Source organism: Furfurilactobacillus curtus, from assembly GCF_054657915.1.
Window position 1 is genome coordinate 1,442,331 of sequence record NZ_BAAHXU010000001.1, and the last position, 24,474, is coordinate 1,466,804.

General features: G+C 45.3%; 19 protein-coding genes. 14 read left to right on the top strand and 5 right to left on the bottom strand.

Annotation, left to right across the window (positions count from 1 at the left end; all coding sequences use genetic code 11):
• Positions 1–205: 205 nt before the first annotated feature.
• Positions 206–1,192: a LacI family DNA-binding transcriptional regulator gene (locus ACYQ0Y_RS06810; protein WP_407882685.1), complete on the bottom strand. Its 987-nt coding sequence runs from the start codon at positions 1,190–1,192 to the stop codon at positions 206–208.
• Positions 1,193–1,542: 350 nt separating this feature from the next.
• Between ACYQ0Y_RS06810 and ACYQ0Y_RS06815 the strand changes: the two genes are divergently transcribed.
• The 5 genes from ACYQ0Y_RS06815 to hxlB are packed head-to-tail and all read left to right on the top strand — an operon-like array spanning position 1,543 to position 5,739.
• Positions 1,543–2,295, top strand: a complete 753-nt coding sequence (locus ACYQ0Y_RS06815) for a sugar phosphate isomerase/epimerase family protein (RefSeq protein WP_407882686.1) — start codon at positions 1,543–1,545, stop codon at positions 2,293–2,295.
• A complete protein-coding gene (locus tag ACYQ0Y_RS06820; RefSeq protein WP_407882687.1) occupies positions 2,295–3,587 on the top strand; it encodes a gluconate:proton symporter in 1,293 nt (430 codons plus the stop codon). The genes ACYQ0Y_RS06815 and ACYQ0Y_RS06820 overlap by 1 nt, the downstream gene beginning before the upstream one ends.
• Positions 3,588–3,614: 27 nt before the next feature.
• Positions 3,615–4,580 (top strand): sugar kinase, encoded by a 966-nt coding sequence (locus tag ACYQ0Y_RS06825; RefSeq protein ID WP_407882688.1) that lies wholly within the window; start codon positions 3,615–3,617, stop codon positions 4,578–4,580.
• The gene (locus tag ACYQ0Y_RS06830) at positions 4,577–5,200 is read left to right on the top strand and encodes an orotidine 5'-phosphate decarboxylase / HUMPS family protein (protein ID WP_407882689.1); all 624 of its coding nucleotides are present in this window, start codon (positions 4,577–4,579) and stop codon (positions 5,198–5,200) included. The genes ACYQ0Y_RS06825 and ACYQ0Y_RS06830 overlap by 4 nt, the downstream gene beginning before the upstream one ends.
• Positions 5,197–5,739, top strand: coding sequence for a 6-phospho-3-hexuloisomerase (gene hxlB, locus ACYQ0Y_RS06835; protein ID WP_407882690.1), 543 nt, complete (start codon positions 5,197–5,199; stop codon positions 5,737–5,739). Before ACYQ0Y_RS06830 ends, hxlB begins: the two co-directional genes overlap by 4 nt.
• 103 nt (positions 5,740–5,842) lie before the next feature.
• On the opposite strand, the gene ACYQ0Y_RS06840 is transcribed toward hxlB, so the two are convergent.
• Positions 5,843–7,084, bottom strand: coding sequence for an MFS transporter (locus ACYQ0Y_RS06840; protein WP_407882691.1), 1,242 nt, complete (start codon positions 7,082–7,084; stop codon positions 5,843–5,845).
• Positions 7,085–7,550: 466 nt separating this feature from the next.
• On the opposite strand from ACYQ0Y_RS06840, the gene pyrF reads away from it, so the two are divergent.
• The 9 genes from pyrF to carB all read left to right on the top strand — a co-directional run bounded on the left by pyrF (position 7,551) and on the right by carB (position 21,316).
• Complete coding sequence (pyrF, locus tag ACYQ0Y_RS06845) at positions 7,551–8,267, top strand: orotidine-5'-phosphate decarboxylase (protein ID WP_407882692.1); 717 nt, start codon at positions 7,551–7,553, stop codon at positions 8,265–8,267.
• The gene (gene pyrE / locus ACYQ0Y_RS06850; protein WP_407882693.1) at positions 8,260–8,925 is read left to right on the top strand and encodes an orotate phosphoribosyltransferase; all 666 of its coding nucleotides are present in this window, start codon (positions 8,260–8,262) and stop codon (positions 8,923–8,925) included. Before pyrF ends, pyrE begins: the two co-directional genes overlap by 8 nt.
• A 3-nt stretch (positions 8,926–8,928) precedes the next feature.
• The gene (locus tag ACYQ0Y_RS06855; protein ID WP_407882694.1) at positions 8,929–9,825 is read left to right on the top strand and encodes a dihydroorotate dehydrogenase; all 897 of its coding nucleotides are present in this window, start codon (positions 8,929–8,931) and stop codon (positions 9,823–9,825) included.
• 137 nt (positions 9,826–9,962) lie between these two features.
• Positions 9,963–11,081 (top strand): exonuclease SbcCD subunit D, encoded by a 1,119-nt coding sequence (locus tag ACYQ0Y_RS06860; RefSeq protein ID WP_407882695.1) that lies wholly within the window; start codon positions 9,963–9,965, stop codon positions 11,079–11,081.
• Positions 11,082–11,083: 2 nt separating this feature from the next.
• Positions 11,084–14,215 (top strand): AAA family ATPase, encoded by a 3,132-nt coding sequence (locus tag ACYQ0Y_RS06865; RefSeq protein ID WP_407882696.1) that lies wholly within the window; start codon positions 11,084–11,086, stop codon positions 14,213–14,215.
• Positions 14,216–14,888: 673 nt separating this feature from the next.
• Complete coding sequence (locus ACYQ0Y_RS06870; RefSeq protein WP_407882697.1) at positions 14,889–15,788, top strand: aspartate carbamoyltransferase catalytic subunit; 900 nt, start codon at positions 14,889–14,891, stop codon at positions 15,786–15,788.
• 1 nt (position 15,789) lies between these two features.
• The gene (locus tag ACYQ0Y_RS06875; protein WP_407882698.1) at positions 15,790–17,064 is read left to right on the top strand and encodes a dihydroorotase; all 1,275 of its coding nucleotides are present in this window, start codon (positions 15,790–15,792) and stop codon (positions 17,062–17,064) included.
• 6 nt (positions 17,065–17,070) lie between these two features.
• Positions 17,071–18,159, top strand: a complete 1,089-nt coding sequence (locus ACYQ0Y_RS06880) for a carbamoyl phosphate synthase small subunit (RefSeq protein WP_407882699.1) — start codon at positions 17,071–17,073, stop codon at positions 18,157–18,159.
• Positions 18,152–21,316 (top strand): carbamoyl-phosphate synthase large subunit, encoded by a 3,165-nt coding sequence (gene carB / locus ACYQ0Y_RS06885; protein WP_407882700.1) that lies wholly within the window; start codon positions 18,152–18,154, stop codon positions 21,314–21,316. Before ACYQ0Y_RS06880 ends, carB begins: the two co-directional genes overlap by 8 nt.
• A gap of 118 nt (positions 21,317–21,434) precedes the next feature.
• On the opposite strand, the gene ACYQ0Y_RS06890 is transcribed toward carB, so the two are convergent.
• The 3 genes from ACYQ0Y_RS06890 to ACYQ0Y_RS06900 all read right to left on the bottom strand — a co-directional run bounded on the left by ACYQ0Y_RS06890 (position 21,435) and on the right by ACYQ0Y_RS06900 (position 24,399).
• Complete coding sequence (locus tag ACYQ0Y_RS06890) at positions 21,435–21,962, bottom strand: PadR family transcriptional regulator (protein ID WP_407882701.1); 528 nt, start codon at positions 21,960–21,962, stop codon at positions 21,435–21,437.
• A gap of 46 nt (positions 21,963–22,008) precedes the next feature.
• Entirely contained in the window at positions 22,009–23,751 is a 1,743-nt protein-coding gene (locus ACYQ0Y_RS06895; RefSeq protein ID WP_407882703.1) for an MFS transporter, read from the bottom strand.
• A 486-nt stretch (positions 23,752–24,237) separates the two neighbouring features.
• The gene (locus ACYQ0Y_RS06900) at positions 24,238–24,399 is read right to left on the bottom strand and encodes a hypothetical protein (RefSeq protein WP_459935468.1); all 162 of its coding nucleotides are present in this window, start codon (positions 24,397–24,399) and stop codon (positions 24,238–24,240) included.
• Between the last annotated feature and the right edge of the window lie 75 nt (positions 24,400–24,474).

Sequence of the window (24,474 nt, forward strand, 5' to 3'; positions counted from 1 at the left end):
TTAAATCTTTTTATCATTAAAGACGATCTTTAGGATAAATGGTAGGTTTTAATAAGACCAAAAAGTCCTTGGCAACTTTGAATCCCTCATGTGAATTCAAAGTTGCCAAGGACTTTTAAAATTATTTATTTTGTTTCACGTGAAACTATTTTACTGAAAGAATGGGCGGAACCAGTCGTTGGATTGCTTGTGATAGTGATTTAATTTATTTTAAATGCGCCGGAATTACTAATTTCCCTTGTGGATGATCATCCTTACCGGTCAGGGTGTTGACTAACACTTCTGCGGCACTGGCACCCATTAAATAGGGATTCTGTGAAATGAGTTTGAGACGTGGTTCAATATCTTTGGCCGTTGCCGTGTCAGAAAAGGCAGTGGCAGTGGCGTGTTCATTATCGAGATATCCTTGAAAAATGAGGCTCGGGATAAATTCTAACAACCAACGTTCTTTGAGGGCAAAGACCAGCGTTTTTTCAGTAGAATTGGTGATTAATTCAACGAGTTTTTGATGTACTTGGGTATGATTGTAAGATTCTTCCGATACTTCTAGCACATCGACGTTAGCGGCTACTGACTTTATACCTGCGTAACGTTCCCGTCGAGTAGACGCTTGACCAATTTTAGAAGTTAGGACAACAACGTGGGTGTAGCCACGTGAATAAAAATAACGAGTCGCTTTCTGGGCCACGTCAAAATTATCGGTGACGACCTGTGTCCATGGCGAGCGTTCCAATTCTCGGTCCACGATGACGACAGGAATGTTGCGGCGCATTAGATTTTGAACTTGAACCACGTCATTAGTGAACGGTTGAAGAATTAGGCCATCGTACGTGTGCTCATTCACAGTTTTAATTAAGTCGACTTCTCGTTGCCGATTTGAGTCAGTGTCAAACAACACACCAGTGTAGTGGTTAGCTTCAAGAATATCGCTAATACCCTTGAACAACTCTGTCGAGAAATAGTCATCAATATTGGCGACCACCACGGCGACCATACTACTCGAGTGAGTGATCATTTGGCGGGCGGCAGAATTCGGCACATAGTTTAGTTGGTTAATCGCATCTTGGATATGGCTAGCCGTCGCTTTGGACATGCGGTCTAAATTGCCGTTTAAGAACCGCGAGACGGTCGCAATTGACACATTTGCCAGTGCGGCAACGTTTTTCATGGTTGCGGCTTTTTTTTGCGCCATTCGTGTCACCTCATAAGGTTAGTTTTCTTAACTATAGTGGACAAGGCGTGCACTTGGCAACGGTTGCCCTAAAGTTATTTTTTTCGTTAGTTTGTGAAATTTTAGCTTTCAGACGGAAGGTAAATGAAAGCGATGTATTTCAGCTGTTTTGGAAAACGTTTACCAAAATTCTAGTCAATTCAGCGACATAATTCACGAAGTACGCTCTAAAACACGCAATTTAAAGCTTGCGTTTATTTGGGAAAGCGTTTACCATAGCTTTCGAAAGTGTTGGCAAACGTTTACCAAGCTTTAGCTGGCTGACGCCATCTTTGGATCACTAATCACAATTATTTTGGAGGGAATCGAACATGACAGTCATTTTAAATACGTGGGTGTTTGAACAAGACGTCAAACGCGGTGTTTCACAGGTTGATCTAGTTGATCGTGTTGCGAAACTGGGCGCGGATGGCATTGAGGTTCGACGAGAATACTTTACTGATTTAGCTACAGAACTACCACAGGTTGGCGAAAAGGCCAAGGCTCATGGACTTATCGTCAATCTTAGTGTGCCTGATCAATTGTTTTTGGATGATGGCACCGTTAATCCTAAACTACCGGGATACTTTGCTGAAGGGCAAACGATGGGGATTTCGAAAATCAAATTTAATACCGGTCATTTTGACCGCTTCACAGGCGATTTAGCAATGGCCTTTGCTGAGTTGCCACTCGACCAGATCGAACTAAACGTTGAAAATGATCAGACGCCAGTATCAGGTACTGTATCAGCCATTACGACATTTCTGACCGCTGCTCATGAAGCTGGGTTGACTAGCCTTGGATATGTATACGACTTGGGTAACTGGGCGTTTACTCACGGAGACGCAACGGCGAGTGCAGAAGCCTTAGCGCCATTTATCCATTATATTCATTTGAAAAATACGGCCGAAGCTGATGGCAGCTTAGTGACGACTGACGATTTAGATACTGGACTTTACGACTGGCGAGCACTTTTGAAAATCATGCCAAGTAACGTTCCATTTGCCCTAGAATTTCCCATGAAATCAGATGAAGCAATTAAACAGCAATTAGCATTATTACGAACTGAGGTAGGTGAGAGCTGATGACATCAACAATTATTGCCATTTTATTATTGGTCACCTTTGGTGGATTTATTTATTACATCCTAAAGGGCGGCAACTTAATGATCGGGTTCTTCGTGATGGCCATCTTATGGTCTGTCATTGGCTTGGTCCCGTTCAATACCGCCATTCAGAAGGTCTTTGCTGAACCAGCATTAAAGTACGGTCCAACAATTATCTATATTGTCTTTGGTTCTTGGTTTGGGCGTGTCTTGGTGGATAGTGGCATTGCGCCAGCCATTTCCCAAGAGACGAACAAAGTTGGTAAGAAACGTCCCTTGTTAGCGGCGATTCTTGTGATTCTGGTAACCGCCTTTATCTTCGTTAGTGCGTACGGGGTTGGTTCTGTGATTGCGATCGGGGTTATTTTGTTACCAATTATGTTATCGGTTGGGATGCCAAGAGATATTGCTTTGTCAGCATTTTCGTTGGCCATCGGTGCACCGATGTACATTAACGTGGTCCTTTTTAATCAGATCAAAGCCTTTTTCCCTAAAGCAGAATATGGTGGTAAATACCTCGTCTTCGGGTGTATCGCCGCTGCCATTCAGTTAATCGCCGTGGTGATTTTCCTGATTTGGAACCGTAAGAAGATTAATCCTAGTCAAGCAGAAGCCAATTTGCGAGCCATCGGGGCGGAGAATAACGATGCTGCTGAAGTCAAATCTGTTCCCAAACTAGCCTTTGTGATCCCGATCATCCCTGTGTTGATGAACATGTTGTTCAAGTGGGATGCCATTCCGGCCTTAACTTTGTCGACGTTATTAGCAATTTTTATCACCGGGAATGCCAAGTCATACAAAAAATTCGTCAGCTTTTTGGATAGTTCAATTAAACAAGCAATCGGCGATATTGCTGGTTTAATCATGTTCTTGATGTCATTAATCATGTTTAGTGGCGCGGCCTCAATTAACGCCGTTCGCTTCAAGCCACTGTTTGAGGCCATTTTGCCCAGCAACCACTTGATTTTGGCGTTAGCGTTGGGTGTTTTAGCACCATTGGCGTTGTTTAGAGGACCATTACATGTCTGGGGTGCTGGTGCAGCAACCGCAGCGGTGCTGTCAGGAACCGGATTGTTTAACGATGCCTTTCTATTACCGTTATTGTACGTACCAACATTAATGGCGGTTTCGACGGATATTACCCAATCATGGAATGTTTGGGGCCTAGATTACATGAAGGTTCAGTCAAAGGATTTCCTCAAACACGGGATTCCGATTATGTGGGTCGTTTCAATTATTAATGAATTGCTCGTCTTTTATTTCTTTGGCTAAGTGAAAATGATAAGGAGTTAACAACACATGAGTGATGTGATTACAATTGGCGAACCCGTTGTGACGTTTGCCTCAACTGATATGGACGCCTCATTAGCAGATACAATCAATTACAAGAAGATCTTGGGTGGCGCTGAATTGAATGTTGCCATCGGAGTTAAACGTCTCGGTCATTCGGTGGATTATATTTCTCAGGTTGGGACTGATCCAATGGGCGATTATGTGATTAAGACGATTTCTGATCATCAGGTCGGGGCCCGCTATATTTCTCAAGATCCCAATCATTGGACGGGTCATCAGCTCAAACAATTGGTCTCAAAAGGAGATCCCAAGACCTTTAACTACCGAACAAATTCGGCAGCAGCCAACCTTGAAGATGCTGTGATTGATGATGTCGATTTGAGTGATGTGAAAATCGCCCATATGTCAGGTATTTTTCCTGCTTTGTCATTAACTTCACGCCAATCGTTTCGACGGTTAATGGATCGATTGGTGGCTAAAGACATTCTCATTACGTTTGATCCTAATTTGCGGCCATCCTTATGGGAAGACCAAGAGACGATGATCAAAACGATCAATGAGCTCGCTGGATCAGCTAATATCGTGCTTCCTGGTGTTGAAGAAGGTAAGATATTAATGGGCAGCGATGACCCGGAAGCAATTGCTGATTTTTTCTTAAAGGGTGCACGCACTCAGACAGTGATTGTGAAAGTCGGGGCAAACGGAGCCTTTGTCAAGACGGTTGAAGGTGAAAGCTACACGATTGATGGATTTAAGGTGGATCATGTGGTCGATACGGTTGGTGCTGGCGATGGTTTTGCACTCGGTGTCATTACGGCCTTATTGGACGGCAAGCCAATGAAGTCTGCTATTTTACGCGGGAATGCTGTTGGCGCACTTCAGGTGCAAACACCCGGCGATAATGATGGTTATCCTGATCCAGCAGGATTAGCCTCTTTTTATGCCAAGGAAGGAGTTAATGAAGACGAATGAAATTACAAGCTGCGATTGATCGGGTATCACTAGATCAAGCGGTCTATTTGGCCCATGCATTAGATGGCGTAGTCGATATCGTTGAATTAGGCACATCGATTCCAAAGGACTTTGGTTTAAAGACATTAAATGAACGTGGTGTGGCATTGACGCAATCGGAATTGTTGATTGATCTGAAGACGATTGATGAAGGTGTTTATGAGTTTACTAAGGGATTTGAGCTACCGGCAGACATTTTAACTGTTATGGCGAGTGCATCGATTGACACGATTGAGCAGGTGTACGCGTTATCCGAAAAGTTAGGTCGACAGACCTTTATCGATTTACTCGAGGTTTCCGATGACCAGATCGCACGGTTGACTCACCTTAACCACGCCATTTTTGGCCTGCATCACTCAAAGGATACGGGGGGCAACTTTGATGCAGTGGCGTCAGTGGCACAATTCCACGCCGCTTTTCCCAATGTCGAACATATTGCCGTGGCTGGCGGTATTAATGTAAGTCAGGCCGCCAAGCTGGCTGAACAAGGAATTGTTGAAATCGCGATTGTTGGTGGCAAAATTGCCGGTGCCGATGATCCAGTAGCTGCCGCTAAAGAATTTATGGAGGTGATCAAATGACATTAATTGAACCAGTTATGAAAGAAATTAATGAAGTGATGAGTCTAGTTGATGAGACGCAAATTGACCAAGCTGAAAAGCTGATTACGAAGGATGAACGCATCTTTGTCCTAGGTGCCGGCCGGTCAGGGTTGATGGCTAAAGGCTTTGCGATGCGCTTGATGCACATTGGCTACACTGTTTACGCGATCGGAGAAACCATTACGCCATCAATTCAGCCTGGCGATGTGCTAGTGTCTGTTTCAGGTTCAGGTAAGACGAGTAGCATTGTCGAATTAACTGAAAAGGCTAAGGCGGATGGGGTCACGATTGTTGGGGTGACGAGCCGTGCTGATTCTCCGTTGGGTGAATTAGCTGATGCGACAATCGTTGTTCCAGGTGCGACCAAAGCGGGCGATGGTGTTAAATCGATTCAACTATTGAGCACGCTATTTGACCAAAGTGTGCACATTACGCTTGATGTGCTTTGCCTTAAGTTGAGCCAACGCGATCATGTGTCAAACGGATCCGCTGCTAATACGCACAGCAATATGGAATAAAGTTTTGAAAAACGGCAATCAGTAAGAAACAGGGCCCTCTCAATTTGAGAAGGCCCTGTTTTCTAATGAAATGATTTGGTAGAGTCTTGTTTCACGTGAAACCTTAATCTTCTGCTACCGCCCTGCCTTGTTTGAAATGACGAAGCGCTGGAATGGTTAACATAACGGCTAAGCTCACGAGGTACATGCCCGCTAAGCACATCATGACCACACTGACGGAGAAGTGTTCCATTAACACACCAATTGCTAACGATGAGAAGCCACCGATGGCCCGACCGATATTTACAATCACGTTATTAGCGGTGGAACGCACATCGGTTGGGTAGAGGCGGCTAATCACGGCACCATAGCCGCCGAACATGCCATTTGAAAAGAAACCAATCAGGGCGCCGGCTAGCAGCATGGTCGAAATATTAGTTGCCAGTGTAAAAATATAGACAGATAGCGCTGCACCGGTTAAAAAGAGGCCAAAAGCAATTTGAGGACCAAAGTGATCCAAAATTTGACCGAATGTCATCATACCAATAATCATGCCGCCGATCGTCGCTAACATCCAAATGGAAGAGCCAGCTACGGAAACATGCAACTGTTTTTGCATAATTGCCGGTAGCCAATTCATTAAGCCAAAGTAGCCGGCGATTTGAACCACTGACATTACGGTTAAAGCAATAGTTTGATAAGCGATGCGTGGTGAGTTGAACAATGGCGCGATTGTGAAGTGGGCCGTCGACTTAGTTTGATGGGCTTGAATGAAGGCTGGCGTTTCATGCACATGCCGCCGCACAAAGTAAGTTAACCCAACAGGAATTAAGCCGATTAAGAAGAGGGCGTGCCAGCCTAAACGTGGCAAGATGATCGCGGCTAAAATTGCCGCGAACACAGCTCCAATCTGCCCACCAATCGCGGCCACAGAAGTTTTCCGACCAATTTGGTTGCTGGCGAAGCGTTCTGAAATTAATGCGATCCCGACGCCATATTCGCCGCCGGCACCGATACCAGTTAGGAAACGACATAGATAGATTAGGTTGATTGAGTTGGCAAATGCCATTGCCGTCGTCGCGAAGGCAAAAATAAAGATCGTATATGAGAAGGTTTTCACCCTGCCATAACGATCACCAATTAATCCGAATATGAGACCACCCACTAACATGCCCACATTAGTGATGGAAGAAATCAAGCCAGCTTGACCTGCTGATAAATGCAGGTCAGTGATGATGGAACTAAGGGCAAAGGAGAGTAACATCACATCCATGTTTTCTAAGGCAAAGCCAGCACTAGTGGATGCTAAGGTCCAGCGTTGCTGATTTGATGTTGCAGCTGTTGATTCAAGCGAAATTTGACTCATGGTTGTACCCTCCAAAATGAATGCTCACAGGCATTCGTTATTTTTCTTGTCGTTTATCATGCCACGTAGAAACCACAATTGCAATCATAAATTGATAAATCAACGTGGCTTAAATCCGAACAAAAAATGAAAGGCGGGTTATAAACTAACTTGTTTAACCAGTTTGGCACCAAATTAAGGCCGCAATTAATCAATCGGATAAGCTTTTTCGTTGTGATCAAAATAATTAGCGTTGACAGAACCCAAAACTTCAGTATGATTAAATCAATCAAATACATGCCGCTTTAATTCAATCCTGTGAGTTTGAAAAGCTAGCTTGATCATCATCCATGATTATGACACCAATGGGAGACTGAACGGTTAGCCGGGCAGAAGACCATTGGCTTTTTTTGTCGAGCAAAACAAACCATAATCAGTTTGCTTCAACCTGAGGTCTTGTGTCCAAGCGGCGGAAATGAGGGCAGTGTTGGAATCAGTCATAGTAGCACTAGATGTCACAAATCTGGTGGCAGCAAAGCAAATCATACAGCAGTTGGATTCACAAGATAAGCCGACCATCAAGGTGGGAATGGAATTGTTTTATGCAGCTGGTGTTGAGGTGATTACTTGGTTGCAGCAACAGGGATATCCAATTTTTTTGGATCTTAAACTGCACGATATTCCCAATACCGTGGAAAAAGCTGCGTTTCAATTGGGAAAACTCAATGTTCAATATCTGACGGTGCACGCTCTCGGCGGACAGACAATGATGACCGCCGCCGTTAATGGTTTAGCTGCCGGTGCTAGGCAGGCCGGCATAGAGCCTCCCAAGTTATTAGCGGTGACGGAGTTGACCTCGATTTCGCCAGCAATGTTGGTCAATGAACAACATGTTAGCTTGTCAATGGACAAACAAGTGGTGAGTCTAGCTCAGCTAGCTGCCAAGAGCGGTGCAGCCGGGGTAATCTGCTCACCTCAGGAAGTTGTCGCTTTACGAATGGCACTGCCGGCCAGCTTTTTGCTCGTAACCCCAGGGATTCGGCCGGCTGGCTCAGCAACTGGTGATCAACAGCGGGTGATGACTCCGGCACAAGCTGCTCAAGCTGGTAGCAGTGCGATCGTAGTGGGCCGACCAATCACCCAAGCATCAAATCCCGCATTTGCTTATCGACAAATTGTAAAGGAGTGGACCAGTCATGAATGAATCATTGCAAGCTCAGATTATCAGTGAACTACTCAAAATAAACGCAGTTAGTGTAACACCGACGAAGCCATATCGTTATGCGAGTGGAATGTTGTCGCCCATTTATACTGATTTACGAATGACAATTAGTGCACCACGGCTGCGTCACCACATTGTAGCAGGGCTAGTCATGATGATTCAAAAACATTATCCAACGGTTACAGCGATTGGTGGAGTGGCGACCGCTGGCATTCCGCATGCCGCTTGGGTGGCCGATGTGCTCAATTTACCCCTCGTCTACATTCGTGCAAAGGCCAAGGACCATGGCGCTGGTAAGCAAATTGAAGGAACATTAACGGCGGATGATCAAGTTGTCTTGATTGACGATTTGATTTCAACTGGTGGTAGTGTTTTGAAGACGGTAGCGCCTGTTGAAGCTACTGGCGCCAAAGTCCTTGGCGTGGCGGCTATTTTTAGTTACGCTCTTCCTGATGCGACAACCAATTTTGCTAAGCAACAATTGCCATTGGCACCAGTAATTACCTACCCACAACTATTGAAGTATCTGCAGCAACAAACTGTTTTATCGGCGACAGCCCTAGCCTCTGCCAAAGCTTGGCATCAGGATCCATGGCATTGGCAACCTGCTGTTAATGCAATTCAAGCGGAGGAAGACTAACTCATGTTGCAAACGGGAATTAAATTAGCGGGTGTTTCATTACGTAATCCAGTTATGGCAGCCAGCGGTACGGCTGGTTATGGCGAAGAAATGAGTCAGCATTTTGACCTAAATGCACTTGGCGCCTTAGTCATTAAATCAACGACCCGTGCACCACGAACGGGTAATCCGTGGCCAACCACCGCTCAAACATCGGCTGGTTGGCTCAATGCAGTTGGGTTAAAGAATCCTGGTATTGACGTTGTCATACGCGAAAAGCTTCCGTGGTTAGCCACTAACTATCCAAATTTGCCAATCGTCGGCAGCGTGGCTGGCGCTGATATTGCGGAGTATGTTGATGTTGCGAAACAGCTGGCGAGTGCGGTGAATGTCGCATTTATCGAAGTGAATATTTCTTGTCCAAATGTCGCTAATGAGGGAATGGCCTTTGGTACTGATCCACAAACTGTCCGTGAGTTGACCCAGCGTGTTGTGCAAGCAGTCGCCAAACCGGTGTTTGTCAAATTGACGCCTAATGTGACAGACATTGTCGCAATTGCTCAAGCGGCAGCTGCTGGCGGAGCAGCTGGATTAGTGATGATTAATACACTAATGGGAATGGAAATTGATTTAGCCACCCAAAAGCCCCATTTGGCGTATGGTACAGGTGGTTTGTCTGGCCAAGCCATTCATCCGCTGGCGATGCGGATGATTCACCAAGTCCATGAAGTCCTGGATTTGCCAATTGTCGGAGTCGGGGGTGTGATGAATGGTAAGGATGCGGTTGAAATGATGCTAGCAGGGGCCAGTGCGGTGCAGGTTGGCGCGGCCACCTTTGGTGATCCATTGGCCTGTGTCAAAATCGCTGAAGAGATTCCGACGGTGTTGGCACAGTATCAGCTTACTTGGCCCAAAAATTAATTAAGCGAATCATAGAAAGGTCGACGCAAATTTTTATGTGTCGGCTTTTTTTGGTCAGCTGGCGAGCCGTTTTTTCTGAAAAACATGGTGTAAACTTAGATCCAATAGTGATCCTAATGCTTAGACGAGGTTGAAAGATGAAATTTTTACACACGGCGGATTGGCACATTGGCAAAAAGTTACATGGGTTTGATCTGATGGAAGAGCAGGCGGACGCCTATCAGCAGATTTTAACGATCGCCAAGGACCAAGCAGTAGATGCGATTGTGATTGCTGGCGATTTATATGATCGAGCACTGCCAAGCGAAGCTAACGTTGCAGAATTAAATCGGATGCTGGTTGATCTGAATTTGCACCATCAGCTGCCACTATTAGCAATCAGTGGCAATCACGATAGTGCGACACGACTACACGTGGGCAGTGAGTGGTACGCCAATACGCAGTACTATTTAAATACGGAGTTGGCTGGTGCTTTTACCCCAGTCGAGTTAGAGGACACGCAATTTTTCTTGTTGCCATATTTTGAACCCTGGCAGGCGCGCAACTACTTTGGCGATGACCAGATTCGAACGGTTGAACAAGCCATGCGTTTGATCGTCAAAAAGCAAGTCGCCGCTTTTGATACCAGTAAGAAGCACGTACTGGTGGCGCACTTTTTTGCGGCGGGCAGTAGTCAAACGGACTCTGAAACGCGCGTCATCGTGGGTGGCTTGAACGCAGTGCCATTAGATATTTTGGCACCCTTTGACTATGTTGCCTTAGGGCACTTGCATAACCATCACGCGTTAAACCAACCGAAAATTCGGTACAGTGGCTCACCAGTGAAATTTTCATTGTCAGAAGCTGGTGAACAAAAAGGAGTTTGGCTTGTTGATACTGACAAATCCGAACCAATCTACATCCCCATCAAGCCATTTCGGGAGGTGGTAACATTGACGGATTCATTTGCTCATTTGACTGATGATACGTATTACAACACTTTAGATCGTGATGCTTATTATGGCATCACGTTAACGGACCGAGCAATTATTCCAGATGTTATGAATCAACTACGAGCTGTTTATCCACATATTGTTAGTTTAGAGCGATTAAATGGGCATGAAGATTTGCCGACTGTCGTTACCATTGATCCAGAACTTGACCCGTTGACGTTATTCGAGCATTTTTTTGAGCAGGTTAATGACACGAAATTAAATGAGCAGCAATTGACGTGGGCCAAAGCTAGCCTAAGCGCTGCCCAAGATGGGGAGGAATAAAGATGCGACCCTTACAACTCCATTTAGTTAATTTTGGCCCGTACCGCGATCAAGTTATCGACTTTGAAGATTTCAATGAAGTTCCACTCTTTCTCATTAGTGGGAAAACCGGAAGTGGTAAGACGACGATTTTTGATGCGATGTGTTTTGCCTTATTCGGTCAGTCTTCTGGCGGTGATCGCGATCCGGAAGCGATGCGATCCGATTTTGCTGCGGATAGTGAACCGACATCTGTCACCTTAATCTTTGAACATCACCGGCAACAGTATGTGATTACGCGGTCACCGAAGCAAACCTTAGCTAAAAAACGGGGCACTGGCACGACAACCCAAAATGCGAGTGTTGATCTAACTGTCACAGACCGCAACGGTAAAGAACAAAGCTGGACTAAGAAAAATACAGTTGAAGCCAAATTATATGATCTTTTACATTTAACACCAGCGCAGTTTACCCAAATTGTCTTATTGCCGCAGGGACAATTTCGCCAATTTTTAGCAGCTAACAGTAATGAAAAACAAGCTTTATTAGCTGATTTATTTGGCACAAATCTATACGCGCGGTGGGCTAATCAGTTAAACGACCGTTTACGGGAAATGAAACAGGCCGCTAGTGAGCAGAGCACAAAATTGGCCACTATGACACAGATGATTGAATGGGTCACCGAATCAGCACCAGCAAAGGACGTGCCCGTCCAAGATGTTTTGACGGCATTAACGAGGCAGGCTGAGCAGATGACTCCGGAGGTGCAGCAACGAAAAGCTGCCTTAGAGCTGAGTCAATCGCAGCTTGCCAAAACCATGGCAACGCTGAAAGCAGCTGAAAGTCTGCAAACGTTAATGACGGCACGTGAGCGTGCTAGTCAGCACCAGGCAAACTTAGCCAAGCGGGCACCGACGATGGCCGATCTAGCAAATCGAATCGCCCAGATTGATTGGGCGAAAACGCTGGTTCCATTGCAAAATAAACGACGGGAAACAGCCCAACTCGTCGAACAGACGCGACAACGATTAGCGACCACCAATGCTGATTTGACGGCAAGCACGACGAAATTAACTGAAGCCACCACAAAGTTAGCTGAGATGAAAGCGCGTCAAGGCGAAGAACAAGCGCGGCAACAGGAACTGACGCAATTAGTTTCAGTCCGCCCACTATACGAGCAAGTTCGATCGTTAAGCGACCAAGTAAAGGTACAACAAGTTTTAACTGATGAAACGACAACCTCAATCACCAAACGACAGCGTCAGTTAACCGAAGCACAACAACAGGTCATGCGATTATCACAATCGCTGACCCAACTTAACGATCAAGAAAACGAATTAACGACGGTGCAAGCCAAACGGCAGCAGGTTACAATGTGGCAGCAACAAGGGACCACACTTGAACAACACCAACAAGCGGTGACTGCTCAACAACAGCATCTTGATGAATTACGTCAGCGTTTGGCACATGCCAAGCAGGAACAAACCGAAGCGGAAGTGGCTTATCAAAACGCTGACCATGCTTGGACAGTCACTCAAATCAAACGGCTGAGTGCGAAGCTAGTTCCTGGTGAGCCGTGTCCAGTGTGTGGGGCTACCGACCATCCTAAAGTGGCCGTTTTAACGGAAACTGCGATTACTGAAGCTGAGGTGAAACAGGCCGAACAGCAACGGCAAGTGGCTTTATCGGCAGTGGCTAGTTTAGCGGCCGAGCTTGAAACACAGACAGGTCACTGGCAGCAAGCTCAAGCTGAGCTGCAGACAACAACGCAACGGTGGCTAGCTGATGTTGCGGCTAATCAGGCAGTTTCAAGTCAGATGACAGTTGATCAAGCAGTCGCTTGGTTGAAGCAGCAACTTGACCAATTAACCCAAGCACAGGCTCAATTAAGCCAGGCACTCGCGCAGAAAGGGCAAACAGAGACCGCCTTGACCAACGAAAAGCAACTGGTTGAACAGTTACAGTCTGGTTTGACTGAGCTGCAGGAAAAAGTACAAACTCAAGCCCAACAGCTGGTTCGCTTACAGGCTCAGTTGAGTGATCGAAAACAATCGCTCCCTGAACGATTTGCTGATTTATCGGCCCTTGACCAGCATCTGACCCAACTTGAAGCGGCTAGTTCAGCCTTTTTGAAGAATCAACAAGCATTACAAGAAGCTGAGAATAGTGCGCAACAGGCTGTGACGCGTTTACAGGCCAATCAGGATTCGCTGACGGTTGATTTGAATTCGCAAGCAAATGAGAAAGCCATGGCCGCAGAAGCCTTCGAACAGGCATTGGTTAGTGAAGATGAAGGGATGACTAAAACTAAGTTTGCCGCTTTGGCGGAAGCAATTCCAACCTTGGTCACCTTAAAGCAGCAGTATCAAGCCTATTTAGATGAGCAAACTTCGGTTAAAAGTCAGTTGGCGACGTTGGCTCAGCAAATTGGTGACCAAAGCTTACCTGACCTCGCACAATTAGCTGAGACCCAACGCCGTCAAACCGAGCAACGTGATGAGGCGCAGAAGGCTTACTATGAATATGAACAGGTCGTCAAACAAAATCAGCAAGTGGCAGACCAAATCACCCAGACATTAACTGAGCATCAGGCCGCCCAACAGCAATTGGCCGACATGACACAGTTGGCTAATACTGCCAACGGGAAGGGCGATTTGAAGCTGAGCTTAGAGCGGTATATCTTACAGACTTATCTGCAAAAAGTGCTACAAGTAGCCAACGGTCGCTTAGGTCGTTTGACAGGTGGCCGCTATCAATTTCGGTTAGATCCTAATGCTGGCTCTCATGCGACTGATACAGGGCTGGAGATTGATGTTTTTGATGACCAAGCCGGCAAGGTTCGCAGTGTTCATACATTGTCCGGCGGTGAGAGTTTTATCGCGGCATTATCGTTGGCCTTAGCCCTTGGAGAAGTGATCCAACGTGAGTCTGGCGGGATTGCGATGGAGGCACTGTTTGTGGATGAAGGGTTCGGATCGCTGGATGAAGAAGCTCTACAGATGGCCATGGAAGCGTTACAGAGCATCGAAGGTCAGAACCGAATGATTGGGATCATCAGTCATGTCACCGAATTACAAGAACAAATTCCGGACCAGTTGAAAGTGATTGCCCTTGCCAATGGACAGAGTCGCATTGACTATCAACACGAACTATAGTCGTGCTATTTCCTGGGAAATAATTATTAATGGCCATTTCGTCGACTATCATTGAATCCCTTCACGATGTTAATTAATGCCTCAGGCACAGTTTCGATACAAAAATGAACGCAGCCAGGGATCCAAAAGTGTGCTAAACAGTTAATGCCGAGAATAACTGTGTGCTTTGATAGTGCCCGTTCAGGCTGACGCCAATTTTAATCTTTAACACCTCCTCATTTATGCTGAGTTTACCGCTTTAATGAGTTGGTGGAAGTAAATTGAACCGGGCTTATTGGTTACTCGACCGCGTAAAGTCTCGGATGACGGAGACGTTAAGGGGTGGTTGGATGATAAACACGAATTAAAGGTTTTATATTTAAGATATAATTCGTATTTATATACATTTTCCAGCTCATTTAAAAATAATGTTCGTTGGAGTTCGCTTTTTGATGATTAATTGTTAAAAATGGCTTGTTTTCTGTCAACTAAGTGATACACTTACTTCAATCAAATTGACCTTTAATTAAGTCCGAGAGACTTAAAAGGCGCATGCGCAGAGGGATTGGTCCAGCAAAAATGTTGAGACCGTTCAACTGAACTTAATTGTTAAAGCAAATGCCTTTAGAGAATTCTCGGAATTTTCTGAAGGCATTTTATTGTGGCACTGATTTTGGTCAAAAGGAGTGCGAGGATGGATCACTTAACAAATCTCAATGACTTAACAGATGAGCAACTAACTCGATTAATTCAACTCGCTTTGGATTATCAGACAGGGGCCTGTCCAGTTCCACGGGAACCACATTATGTAGCAAACTTATTTTTCGAAAATTCCACGCGAACACAAACCAGCTTTCAGATGGCAGAACTTCGTTTAGGCTGGCAGCGTATCTTAGTCAATCCAGCAACTAGTTCAACGGCAAAAGGGGAAAGCTTTTCGGACACGCTGAAGACTTTGGGAGCCATTGGTGTTGAAGTGGCCGTTATCCGTCATGCTCAGACAGAGTGGTACCAACCGTTGCTGGTGGAACAGTCTCCATTGTTGCCGAAACTAATCAACGCCGGCGATGGTTCCGGTCAACATCCCTCGCAAAGCCTGCTGGATTTGATGACGATTCAACAAGAATTCGGGCATATTCGAGGACTTAAGGTGCGAATTGTCGGTGACTTAGCGCATTCGCGAGTTGCTCGTTCCAATGCGGAGATCTTGCAACGGCTTGGCGCAAGTGTCACCTTCAGTGGCCCGTTAGCATGGTACACCAGCGACTTCGACCAATTTGGGCAGTTTGTTGACCTGGATGATCGGTTAGCTGATGTCGATATTGTCATGCTATTGCGGGTGCAACATGAACGGATGACGACCTTAAGCAACGAGCACTTTGATCAGGCGGATTATCATCGTCAATTTGGGTTAACAACTGCTCGTTATGATCGTTTAAAGGATCGAGCGATCATCATGCATCCCGCTCCCGTTAATCGCGGCGTTGAAATGACTAGTGACTTAGTTGAAGCCCCCAAATCACGTATTTTTAAACAGATGACAAACGGTGTCTTTGCACGAATGGCCATGCTAACAATGCTGATGGAGGATTAACATGACACGACTACTAATTAAGCATGCTCAGATGGTCGAACAGCCAGAGCAATTAATCGATGTCTTAATTGAAGATGAACAGATCGCGGCTATTGGTTCGTCACTGGCAGTATCTGGAGTCGAAGTTATCGATGCACGTGGGGCACTGATTATGCCTGGTTTGGTTGATGTTCATGTCCATTTCCGTGACCCAGGACAAACGGACAAGGAAACCATTACCACTGGTTCTAAGGCAGCGGCACGCGGCGGTTTTACGACGGTGTTAGCAATGCCCAATGTGCAGCCAGTACCAAATACGGCAGCGACACTCCACGAGATGGTAATTCACAATCATGAAAAAGGGCTGGTTCACATTGAACAATACGCAGCGGTTTCGGCTGAACTAACCGATCAGTCCATTAACGATTTGGTTGGCCTAGCGCAGACTGGTGCGGTCGCCTTTTCAAATGATGGTAAAGGTGTTCAATCTGCAGCCACGATGTTAGCAGCTATGAAAGCAGCAGTGAAAGCTAATCGTGTGATATCAGCTCATCTTGAAGATAACGACTTAATGGGCCATGGCGTCGTTGATCAATCCGTTGCTGATCAATTGCAGGTTGCTGGGATTGACCCCTTGGCCGAAACGAGTCAACTAGCTAGGGATTTGGTGTTAGCGCAAGCGACTGGTGCCCATTATCACGTGGCACATTTGTCAACTAAGAACGGCGTTGAACTCGTGCGGTTAGCTAAACTACACGGGGTTCACGTCACTGCGGAAGTGACACCACATCATTTGCTACTAGACACGACTGCGATTCACACTCGAAAAGATGTGAACTTGAAAATGAATCCGCCATTACGCACGCCAACTGATCGCGCAGCCGTAGTGGCGGGATTATTGGATGGCACCATCGACATGGTAGCGACAGATCATGCTCCCCATACGGTGGCGGATAAAGCAGGCGATATGGTGTCGGCAGCATTTGGCATCACTGGATTAGAAACGTGCTTTCCGTTGCTATATACCCATTTGGTGCGTCCCGGCATTGCAACATTAGCTCAAGTCCAACGTTGGTTAAATCAAGCACCAGCAAAGGCTTTTAAGTTATCGGCACCGACAACGATTAGGGTGGGACAAAAAGCTGATTTGGCCCTATTTGATTTAGAACATGCCCACACCATTCAAGCAGATGAGTTCGCGTCTAAAAGTGTGAATACACCTTTTATTGGCGAAAAAGTTTACGGCATGACAGTGGCAACTATTGTCGATGGACAGCTCGTTTATCGAGCAGATTAGGAGGACATGATGCGGCGGCATTTGATTTTGGAGAATGGGTCAGTTTATACGGGAACCGCTTTTGGGGCGACGACCAGTGTTGCCGGTGAATTGGTGTTTAATACTGGGATGACTGGGTATCAAGAATCAATCACCGATCCGTCCTATATTGGGCAGATATTGGTCTTTACCTATCCGTTGATTGGCAATTATGGCATCTGCGCTGAGGATAACGAGGCACCTACGCCGAGCGCTAGTGCGGTGATTGTCCATGAAATTGCTCGCCGCCCTAGTAATTGGCGCATGTCAACGACTTTACCAGCTTGGGCAGCGGAATATGGTTTGCCAGGGTTAACAGATATTGATACGCGGGCTTTAACTAAAGAATTACGGGACCATGGCAGTATGAAAGCCATGTTGGTAGATGAAGTTACACCGGCGATTAAAAGCCAGTTACAATCATTGTCTTTACCGAGGAATCAAGTCGCCTCTCACCAACCAGTTTTATCACCAAATCAGTCGACAGTAACCACTGATCTGACGATTGCAGTGATTGATTTTGGCGCGAAAGCATCTATTGTAGATGCGCTTGTTCGTCGTGGCGTGAAAGTAACGGTTTATCCACCAGATGTTACAGCCGAACAGGTATTAGCTGAGAGGCCAGATGGCGTTTTATTGTCCAATGGGCCAGGCGACCCTGCCTCAATGTTAGCGAGTCTGCCATTGATCCGTCGTCTGCAGGCCCAATTGCCACTGATGGGCATTTGCTTAGGTCATCAGTTGTTTGCCTTAGCCAATGGTGCAAAGACATACAAAATGAAATTTGGGCATCGTGGCTTCAATCATGCGGTTAAACGTTTAACTGACGGACAGCTGGCATTTACGGCACAAAATCATGGTTATGCGGTGGCGCAAGCGTCACTGGCTGGAACTGATCTGGTTGTTACACATGAAGAGATTAACGATCACACGATTGAAGGGTTGCGATTAAAAAATCGACCGGCGTTCTCGGTGCAATTTCATCCCGATGCCACACCTGGTCCTCACGATGCTAGCGCATTATTTGATGACTTTCTTGCCAGCGTAGTCACAGAAAAGGAGCAATTACATGCCTAAACGGACAGACTTGCACAAAATTCTCGTCATCGGTTCCGGTCCAATTGTGATTGGTCAAGCGGCAGAATTCGACTATTCCGGCACGCAGGCGACCATGGCCTTACGTGAGGAAGGTTACGAGGTGGTATTAGTTAATTCTAATCCAGCGACAATTATGACTGATCAGGAGGTCGCTGATCGAGTGTACATCGAACCATTAACGGCTGAATTTTTAACGCGTATTTTACGACGTGAACGCCCTGATGCGATTTTACCCACACTCGGTGGGCAGACGGGCTTGAATTTAGCCAAAGAGCTGTCAGAATCCGGAATTTTAGCAGAATTAAACATCGAATTATTAGGCACACCGTTGTCAGCAATTGAAGCAGCAGAAGATCGGGAACAATTTAAGGCTTTGATGAAAAAATTGGGTGAACCTGTCCCAGAATCAACGATTGCGACGACTGTTGCAGCGGCGGTGCATTTTGCTAACGAAATCGGCTATCCGGTGATTGTGCGACCTGCTTACACCTTGGGTGGTACAGGTGGCGGAATTGCCCAGACGGAAGCACAATTACGCGAAATTACGACTAATGGGTTGAGTTTATCGCCAGTGACACAGGTGTTAATTGAGCGTTCAATCGCCGGTTTTAAAGAAATCGAGTTTGAAGTGATGCGCGATGCACAAGATACGGCGTTGATTGTTGCCTCAATGGAAAATATCGATCCGGTGGGCATTCATACCGGTGATTCGCTGGTCGTCGCTCCAGTCCAAACATTATCTGACCGTGATTATCAAATGATGCGTGATGCCGCTTTGAAGATTATCCGTGCGTTAAACATCGAAGGTGGTGTCAATATTCAAATGGCGTTGGATCCCAATAGTTTTCACTACGATATCATTGAAGTGAATCCACGGGTTTCTCGCTCGTCGGCCCTAGCTTCGAAGGCCACTGGGTACCCGATTGCTAAGATGGCGGCTAAAATCGCTGTTGGGCTGACACTAGCCGAAGTAACTAATCCAGTAACTGGTAGTACGACGGCTGCGTTTGAACCGGCGTTGGATTACGTCGTAGTTAAAATCCCTCGTTGGCCGTTTGATAAATTTCCAACAGCGGACCGACATCTTGGCACCCAGATGAAGGCAACTGGCGAAGTGATGGCCATTGGGCGGAATCTAGAAGAGGCACTGAATAAAGCAATTCGCTCATTAGAATTAGGCGCGACTCCTGATTATGTTTCAGTTAGCAGCGATGATTTATTGCAAGGTCTGATGCCGGCGCGCGATGATCGTTTATTCCAATTATTGGAATTATTACGACGCGGTCAAACGATTGAAACGTTGCATGAGCAAACGGGTATTGATGTCTTTTTCTTGGATAAGTTAGCCCACTTGATCGATTTAGAAATCGCATTGCAGCAACATCCCAATGATTTAACCATCCTAAAAGAGGCTAAACAAAATGGCGTCTCTGACAACAGTATTGCTCGTTTGTGGCAGAAGACAGCTTTGGCGGTGCGCCAACAACGATTGTCAGCAGGTATTAAACCAGTTTATAAGATGGTTGATACAGCTGCTGGCGAATTTGTTTCACAAACGCCGTATTATTATGGGACTTATGAGCAAATCAATGAAGCAAATGTTTCTACCAAACCCTCCGTATTAGTGCTCGGTTCAGGTCCAATTCGGATTGGCCAGGGGGTGGAGTTTGACTATGCGACCGTCCATGCGGTCAAAGCTTTACAAGCCGCTGGTTATGAAGCAATTGTCATGAACTCCAATCCAGAAACAGTTTCAACGGATTTTTCTGTCTCAGATAAGCTTTACTTTGAGCCCCTGACGGTTGAAGATGTGCTAAATGTGATTGATTTGGAACGACCGGTGGGTGTAATTGTTCAGTTTGGCGGACAGACAGCCATTAATCTTGCGGCGCCGCTAGCCGAGCAGGGGGTTAATATCTTGGGCACTAGCGTTACCGATTTAAATCGAGCAGAAGATCGGGAAGACTTCGACCAAGTGATTAAGCAACTGGCCTTGCCGCAACCATTGGGGCAAACAGCGACCACGGTGACGGGGGCACTGCAAGCCGCCGCTCAGATCAGGTATCCCGTCTTAGTCCGTCCGTCATATGTGCTTGGTGGTCGCGCCATGGAAATTGTCACAAATGCCAATGAACTCACGGATTACATGGGCCGGGCAGTCAAGGTGTCTCGGGATCACCCGGTCTTAATTGACTCGTATCTGACCGGCTCAGAAGCGGAACTAGACGTGCTAGCTGACGGTGAAACGGTCGTTATTCCTGGTATTATGGAACACATTGAGCGAGCTGGTGTACATTCGGGCGACTCGATGGCTGTTTACCCAGCACAACAGTTGAGTCCAGTAGTGCAAGTGGCGATGGCAGATGCTGCTATTGCACTAGCTAAAGCGTTACACATTCGTGGGGTGATGAATGTTCAGTTTGTGATTCACCAAAATTGCGCTTACGTCATCGAAGTGAATCCTCGGGCATCGAGAACCGTACCGTTTATCTCTAAAGTCACGCACACTCCGATTGCTCAGTTAGCAACGCGAGTGATGATGGGTGAACGGTTAGCAGAAATGGGCTTTACGACGGGGGTATTACCCGAAGCAAAACAAGTATTTGTGAAAGCGCCGGTTTTCTCATTCACGAAGCTGCCAGCGGTTGATTCATTATTGGGACCAGAAATGAAATCAACTGGTGAAGTTATGGGGGCGGATACCACTTTTGACAAAGCTTTGTATAAAGCCTTTGAAGCGGCAAAAATTCATATTCCAACGATGGGTAAGATTTTATTTACAGTGGCGGATCCGGATAAACCGGCGGCGATTGAATTAGCGCAACGTTTTAACGAGTTGGGGTACGAACTGGTCGCCACTGCGGGAACTGCCCAGGCACTCACCGACGCTGGGCTAACGATCCAGTGCCTCGGTAAAGTAGCTGACTCGACAGATAATCCCGTGACTGCTTTACACCACGGCGATTTACAAATGGTGATTAATACCACTCAGCCTAGTCAACGCACGCAATTGGATGGTCAACAAATTCGCCAAGCCGCAATCGAAAATGCGGTCCCGCTATTCACGGCTTTAGACACAGTGGCAGCATTGTTGACGGTATTGGAGTCGCGGAGTTTTGGGCTAAAGGCAATGTGAGCGAAATGTTTCATGTGAAACAAGCCCTCAAAAGAAAAGGATAATCACAAAAGCAATCCTGGCCGACTGGGGGTTATCAGCTGACTAGGATTGCTTTTGTGATTTAGTGGATTTTACCTTATTTATCGGTATGCCTTGCTAACCAATCAGTACAAAAATCAATTTTTGCTTGATTAGCATGAAGACCATATTCGTAAGCAAACTGCTCGCCAGTTGATAATTCATAATTACTGGGCAAGTATTCCGCTAAACGATCTTGTAGTTGCTGATTTTCAACCTTTTCACGTTTTATTTCTTGTTCTACTAACTTGACCAGCTGGGAATCAGTGAGATTATCACCGAACATGAGTCGTGCTAAAAAATCTGACTTACGGATGTCGGGTTCGACAGGTGAAGTTAAATAAGCCTGAAATTCGGCTCGACCTGTTTGGGTAATTGAGAAAACTTTTTTATCAGGTTTCCCAGTTTGTTCGATGACTGCTTTAGTAACCTTGTCTTCTTTTTCAAGACCACGTAGAACCGGGTAAACCATACCAGCTGAACTATCGAAGAAAAATGCAAAGCTAGTCTTGAATAGTTGGGTAATGTCATAACCAGTCATAGGGTGCCGGTTGAGCATACCTAAAACAATTTGACGACTTTTCATGTTGAAATTACTCCTCAATTGATTGGATTTAGTTTAGCACAAAAATTCAATCGGCGGCGTTGTGAGATCGGTGTAACAATCTAAGGTAATTTCGACGGCGATAAAAGAGTAAGCAAACTGGTACGGACAAAAGCGTTAATGGAAGGAACCATTGATAGAGTTTTAAAAAAGCAGTTGTTATATGTGATTTAGTTAAAGTAGTAATCTGGTGCGTTGTTTGATTAACTTGCCCGTTATCGTGGGCGACAGTTGCCTTAACCTGACTGGTGACAGTACGACTAATCTTTTGCTTAACCGTTGGTTGAAGTTGGCTTGGCAACTGATTTACTTTGTCTTTATTCCAAGCAAGCTGAGTTTCCTTTTGAATTAAGTGCTGTGTTTGTGCAGGTGTAATACCACTACCATGTTGACGAGTCGTTTTTACATGGTCACTAGAAATTCGTGAATGTGCTGTCGTTAAAATTGCTGTCTTCACGGTGCTTGGCAAACTGGTTTTACCCACAGTAGTCTGGACTTGATACCAAGCGGCTGTCTTCGCGTTACTAATATTACTCGTTAGTAGTGAGATAAAAATTGCCACCGCTAAAATATTCCCAATTTGTCGTAAGACACCCATCACACTTTGCGAAGCAGTTAGTTTTTCGCCCTCAAAATCTGAGGCTGCTAAGACGGTAATCGGGCCAATAACTAACCCGTAGCCAATACCTAAACAAGCTAAACCGATAAATGTTTGCCAATAATGATCTGGGTCCATAAACCCTAAAACGCTATAACTAATTGACATGCTAACGAAACCTAGCAAAATGATGATTCTTGGCCCAAGAGTTTCGACCAAAGTTCCCGAAATTGGTGAAACTATAAAGATGGCCAACGATGCGGGGGTGATCAATAACGCTGCAGTTAGCTCCGACTTGCCCTGTACTTGAGTAAAGAAGGTTGGCATAACCACCATAACGGCTACCATGATTAAACCAGCGAGAATGACGGTCACTGCGGCGCCAGAAAATTGTCGATCTTTAAACAGATCTAATCGAATCATGGGTGATGTGACATGATGTTCAACGAAAATAAAGCTAATTAAGCATCCGATTGTTAAGACAAATAAGCTAATGACAGTTTTGCTAGACCAACCCCAAGTTGGACCTTGGGTTAAAGCCATTGTCAGTGACAATAAAGTAATGATGAGCAATAGCATGCCACCATAATCAACCTTTGCATTGATCCGTGGTTCTTTTTGAATCGGTAGTTGAATTAGAACACCAATTAAAGCTAGGGCAACTAATGGTAAATTGACGTAAAATACCCAGCGCCAGCCGAGAAATTGAGTTACTATGCCACCAATCGTGGGACCTAATGTAGCAGCTAATCCTTGAGTTAAACCGACCGATAATAGTGCCAAGCGGCGTTGTGCTTGTGGGGTAGTCGCGATCGCAATTGTCATACTTGTTGGAAAGATAATTGCCGCGCCGACGCTTTGAACGCCTCGACCAATAATGAGCATCCTAGGTACATCCGCTTGTCCTGAAACAAAAGAACCTATAGCAAAAATAATTAAACCACCTAGATAAACTTTGTTGCGACCTAATAAATCTGCAGCCCGAGCTAAGGGGATGGTAAGCGCTGCAAAAGTAATGGTGTAAATATTAAGAGCCCAAGATAACTGACTGAGTGGCACATTCATATGGTTTTGAATGGCCGGTAAAGCGATATTCATTACTGTTGTATCTAACATACATAGGAATGTACCGATACACATGGTTAAAAGGAGTAGCCAATTGGTTTGTTTCATTCTAAAACGCCTCAATTCATATTAACAATTATAGTATAAAAGACGCTTCATACTATAATTGTTAATATAGAGGGTGTCAATCATCTTTTTGAAGATCATTTCATTAAAGTTAACCGGATCTAAGACGAAAATAGATGTCTTTTGATTTGGCATAACGTTGGAAACATTAAAAGATCTAGGCCTTAATGTTAATTCATTTCTGATGGTTGCCATTTAGGACCATTATTTAAAGTGTTTTAAATTAAGCGATTCATGGCGAGCTGATAGATTTTCGGATAGTTCTTGAATACTCAGCCAATCAGTAACGGGGTGATCATATCGAAATCCTAGATTAGGCAACTTAATAGCTTAACTTAAGGAGCGAGATTGCATCACTCACGTTTCGATAAAAATCCCTTGAGCTAATACAGGCACAACAGCCTTAATTGCTCAAGGGATAAAATGGAATTTATACTAGATCATTTAAAATATCTTCAGGTCCTGATATTAAACTGAACCGGAAGTCTTAAAAAGAATTGTGACACAAGTTGCCATGAAGAAGGTGGTGGCAACCGGAATAAAAGTTGCGTTTTGAGCCAAGAAGAGAATTAGTTCCAGAATTGCGATAATCCAGACCAATGCCAGGATGAATTTTTTGATTTTACCCATAATAGTCTCCATTTCTTATATATTAATATTATTAAACTTATTCATAAAACACAAGTCGGGTTGCTTTAACAGTTC

What these genes read in the sequence shown, in the direction of transcription:
- ACYQ0Y_RS06810 (WP_407882685.1), bottom strand. Translation starts at nt 1,192, where the DNA reads ATGGCGCAAAAAAAAGCCGCAACCATGAAAAACGTTGCCGCACTGGCA.
- ACYQ0Y_RS06815 (WP_407882686.1), top strand. Translation starts at nt 1,543, where the DNA reads ATGACAGTCATTTTAAATACGTGGGTGTTTGAACAAGACGTCAAACGC.
- ACYQ0Y_RS06820 (WP_407882687.1), top strand. Translation starts at nt 2,295, where the DNA reads ATGACATCAACAATTATTGCCATTTTATTATTGGTCACCTTTGGTGGA.
- ACYQ0Y_RS06825 (WP_407882688.1), top strand. Translation starts at nt 3,615, where the DNA reads ATGAGTGATGTGATTACAATTGGCGAACCCGTTGTGACGTTTGCCTCA.
- ACYQ0Y_RS06830 (WP_407882689.1), top strand. Translation starts at nt 4,577, where the DNA reads ATGAAATTACAAGCTGCGATTGATCGGGTATCACTAGATCAAGCGGTC.
- hxlB (WP_407882690.1), top strand. Translation starts at nt 5,197, where the DNA reads ATGACATTAATTGAACCAGTTATGAAAGAAATTAATGAAGTGATGAGT.
- ACYQ0Y_RS06840 (WP_407882691.1), bottom strand. Translation starts at nt 7,084, where the DNA reads ATGAGTCAAATTTCGCTTGAATCAACAGCTGCAACATCAAATCAGCAA.
- pyrE (WP_407882693.1), top strand. Translation starts at nt 8,260, where the DNA reads ATGAATGAATCATTGCAAGCTCAGATTATCAGTGAACTACTCAAAATA.
- ACYQ0Y_RS06855 (WP_407882694.1), top strand. Translation starts at nt 8,929, where the DNA reads ATGTTGCAAACGGGAATTAAATTAGCGGGTGTTTCATTACGTAATCCA.
- ACYQ0Y_RS06860 (WP_407882695.1), top strand. Translation starts at nt 9,963, where the DNA reads ATGAAATTTTTACACACGGCGGATTGGCACATTGGCAAAAAGTTACAT.
- ACYQ0Y_RS06865 (WP_407882696.1), top strand. Translation starts at nt 11,084, where the DNA reads ATGCGACCCTTACAACTCCATTTAGTTAATTTTGGCCCGTACCGCGAT.
- ACYQ0Y_RS06870 (WP_407882697.1), top strand. Translation starts at nt 14,889, where the DNA reads ATGGATCACTTAACAAATCTCAATGACTTAACAGATGAGCAACTAACT.
- ACYQ0Y_RS06875 (WP_407882698.1), top strand. Translation starts at nt 15,790, where the DNA reads ATGACACGACTACTAATTAAGCATGCTCAGATGGTCGAACAGCCAGAG.
- ACYQ0Y_RS06880 (WP_407882699.1), top strand. Translation starts at nt 17,071, where the DNA reads ATGATGCGGCGGCATTTGATTTTGGAGAATGGGTCAGTTTATACGGGA.
- carB (WP_407882700.1), top strand. Translation starts at nt 18,152, where the DNA reads ATGCCTAAACGGACAGACTTGCACAAAATTCTCGTCATCGGTTCCGGT.
- ACYQ0Y_RS06890 (WP_407882701.1), bottom strand. Translation starts at nt 21,962, where the DNA reads ATGAAAAGTCGTCAAATTGTTTTAGGTATGCTCAACCGGCACCCTATG.
- ACYQ0Y_RS06895 (WP_407882703.1), bottom strand. Translation starts at nt 23,751, where the DNA reads ATGAAACAAACCAATTGGCTACTCCTTTTAACCATGTGTATCGGTACA.
- ACYQ0Y_RS06900 (WP_459935468.1), bottom strand. Translation starts at nt 24,399, where the DNA reads ATGGGTAAAATCAAAAAATTCATCCTGGCATTGGTCTGGATTATCGCA.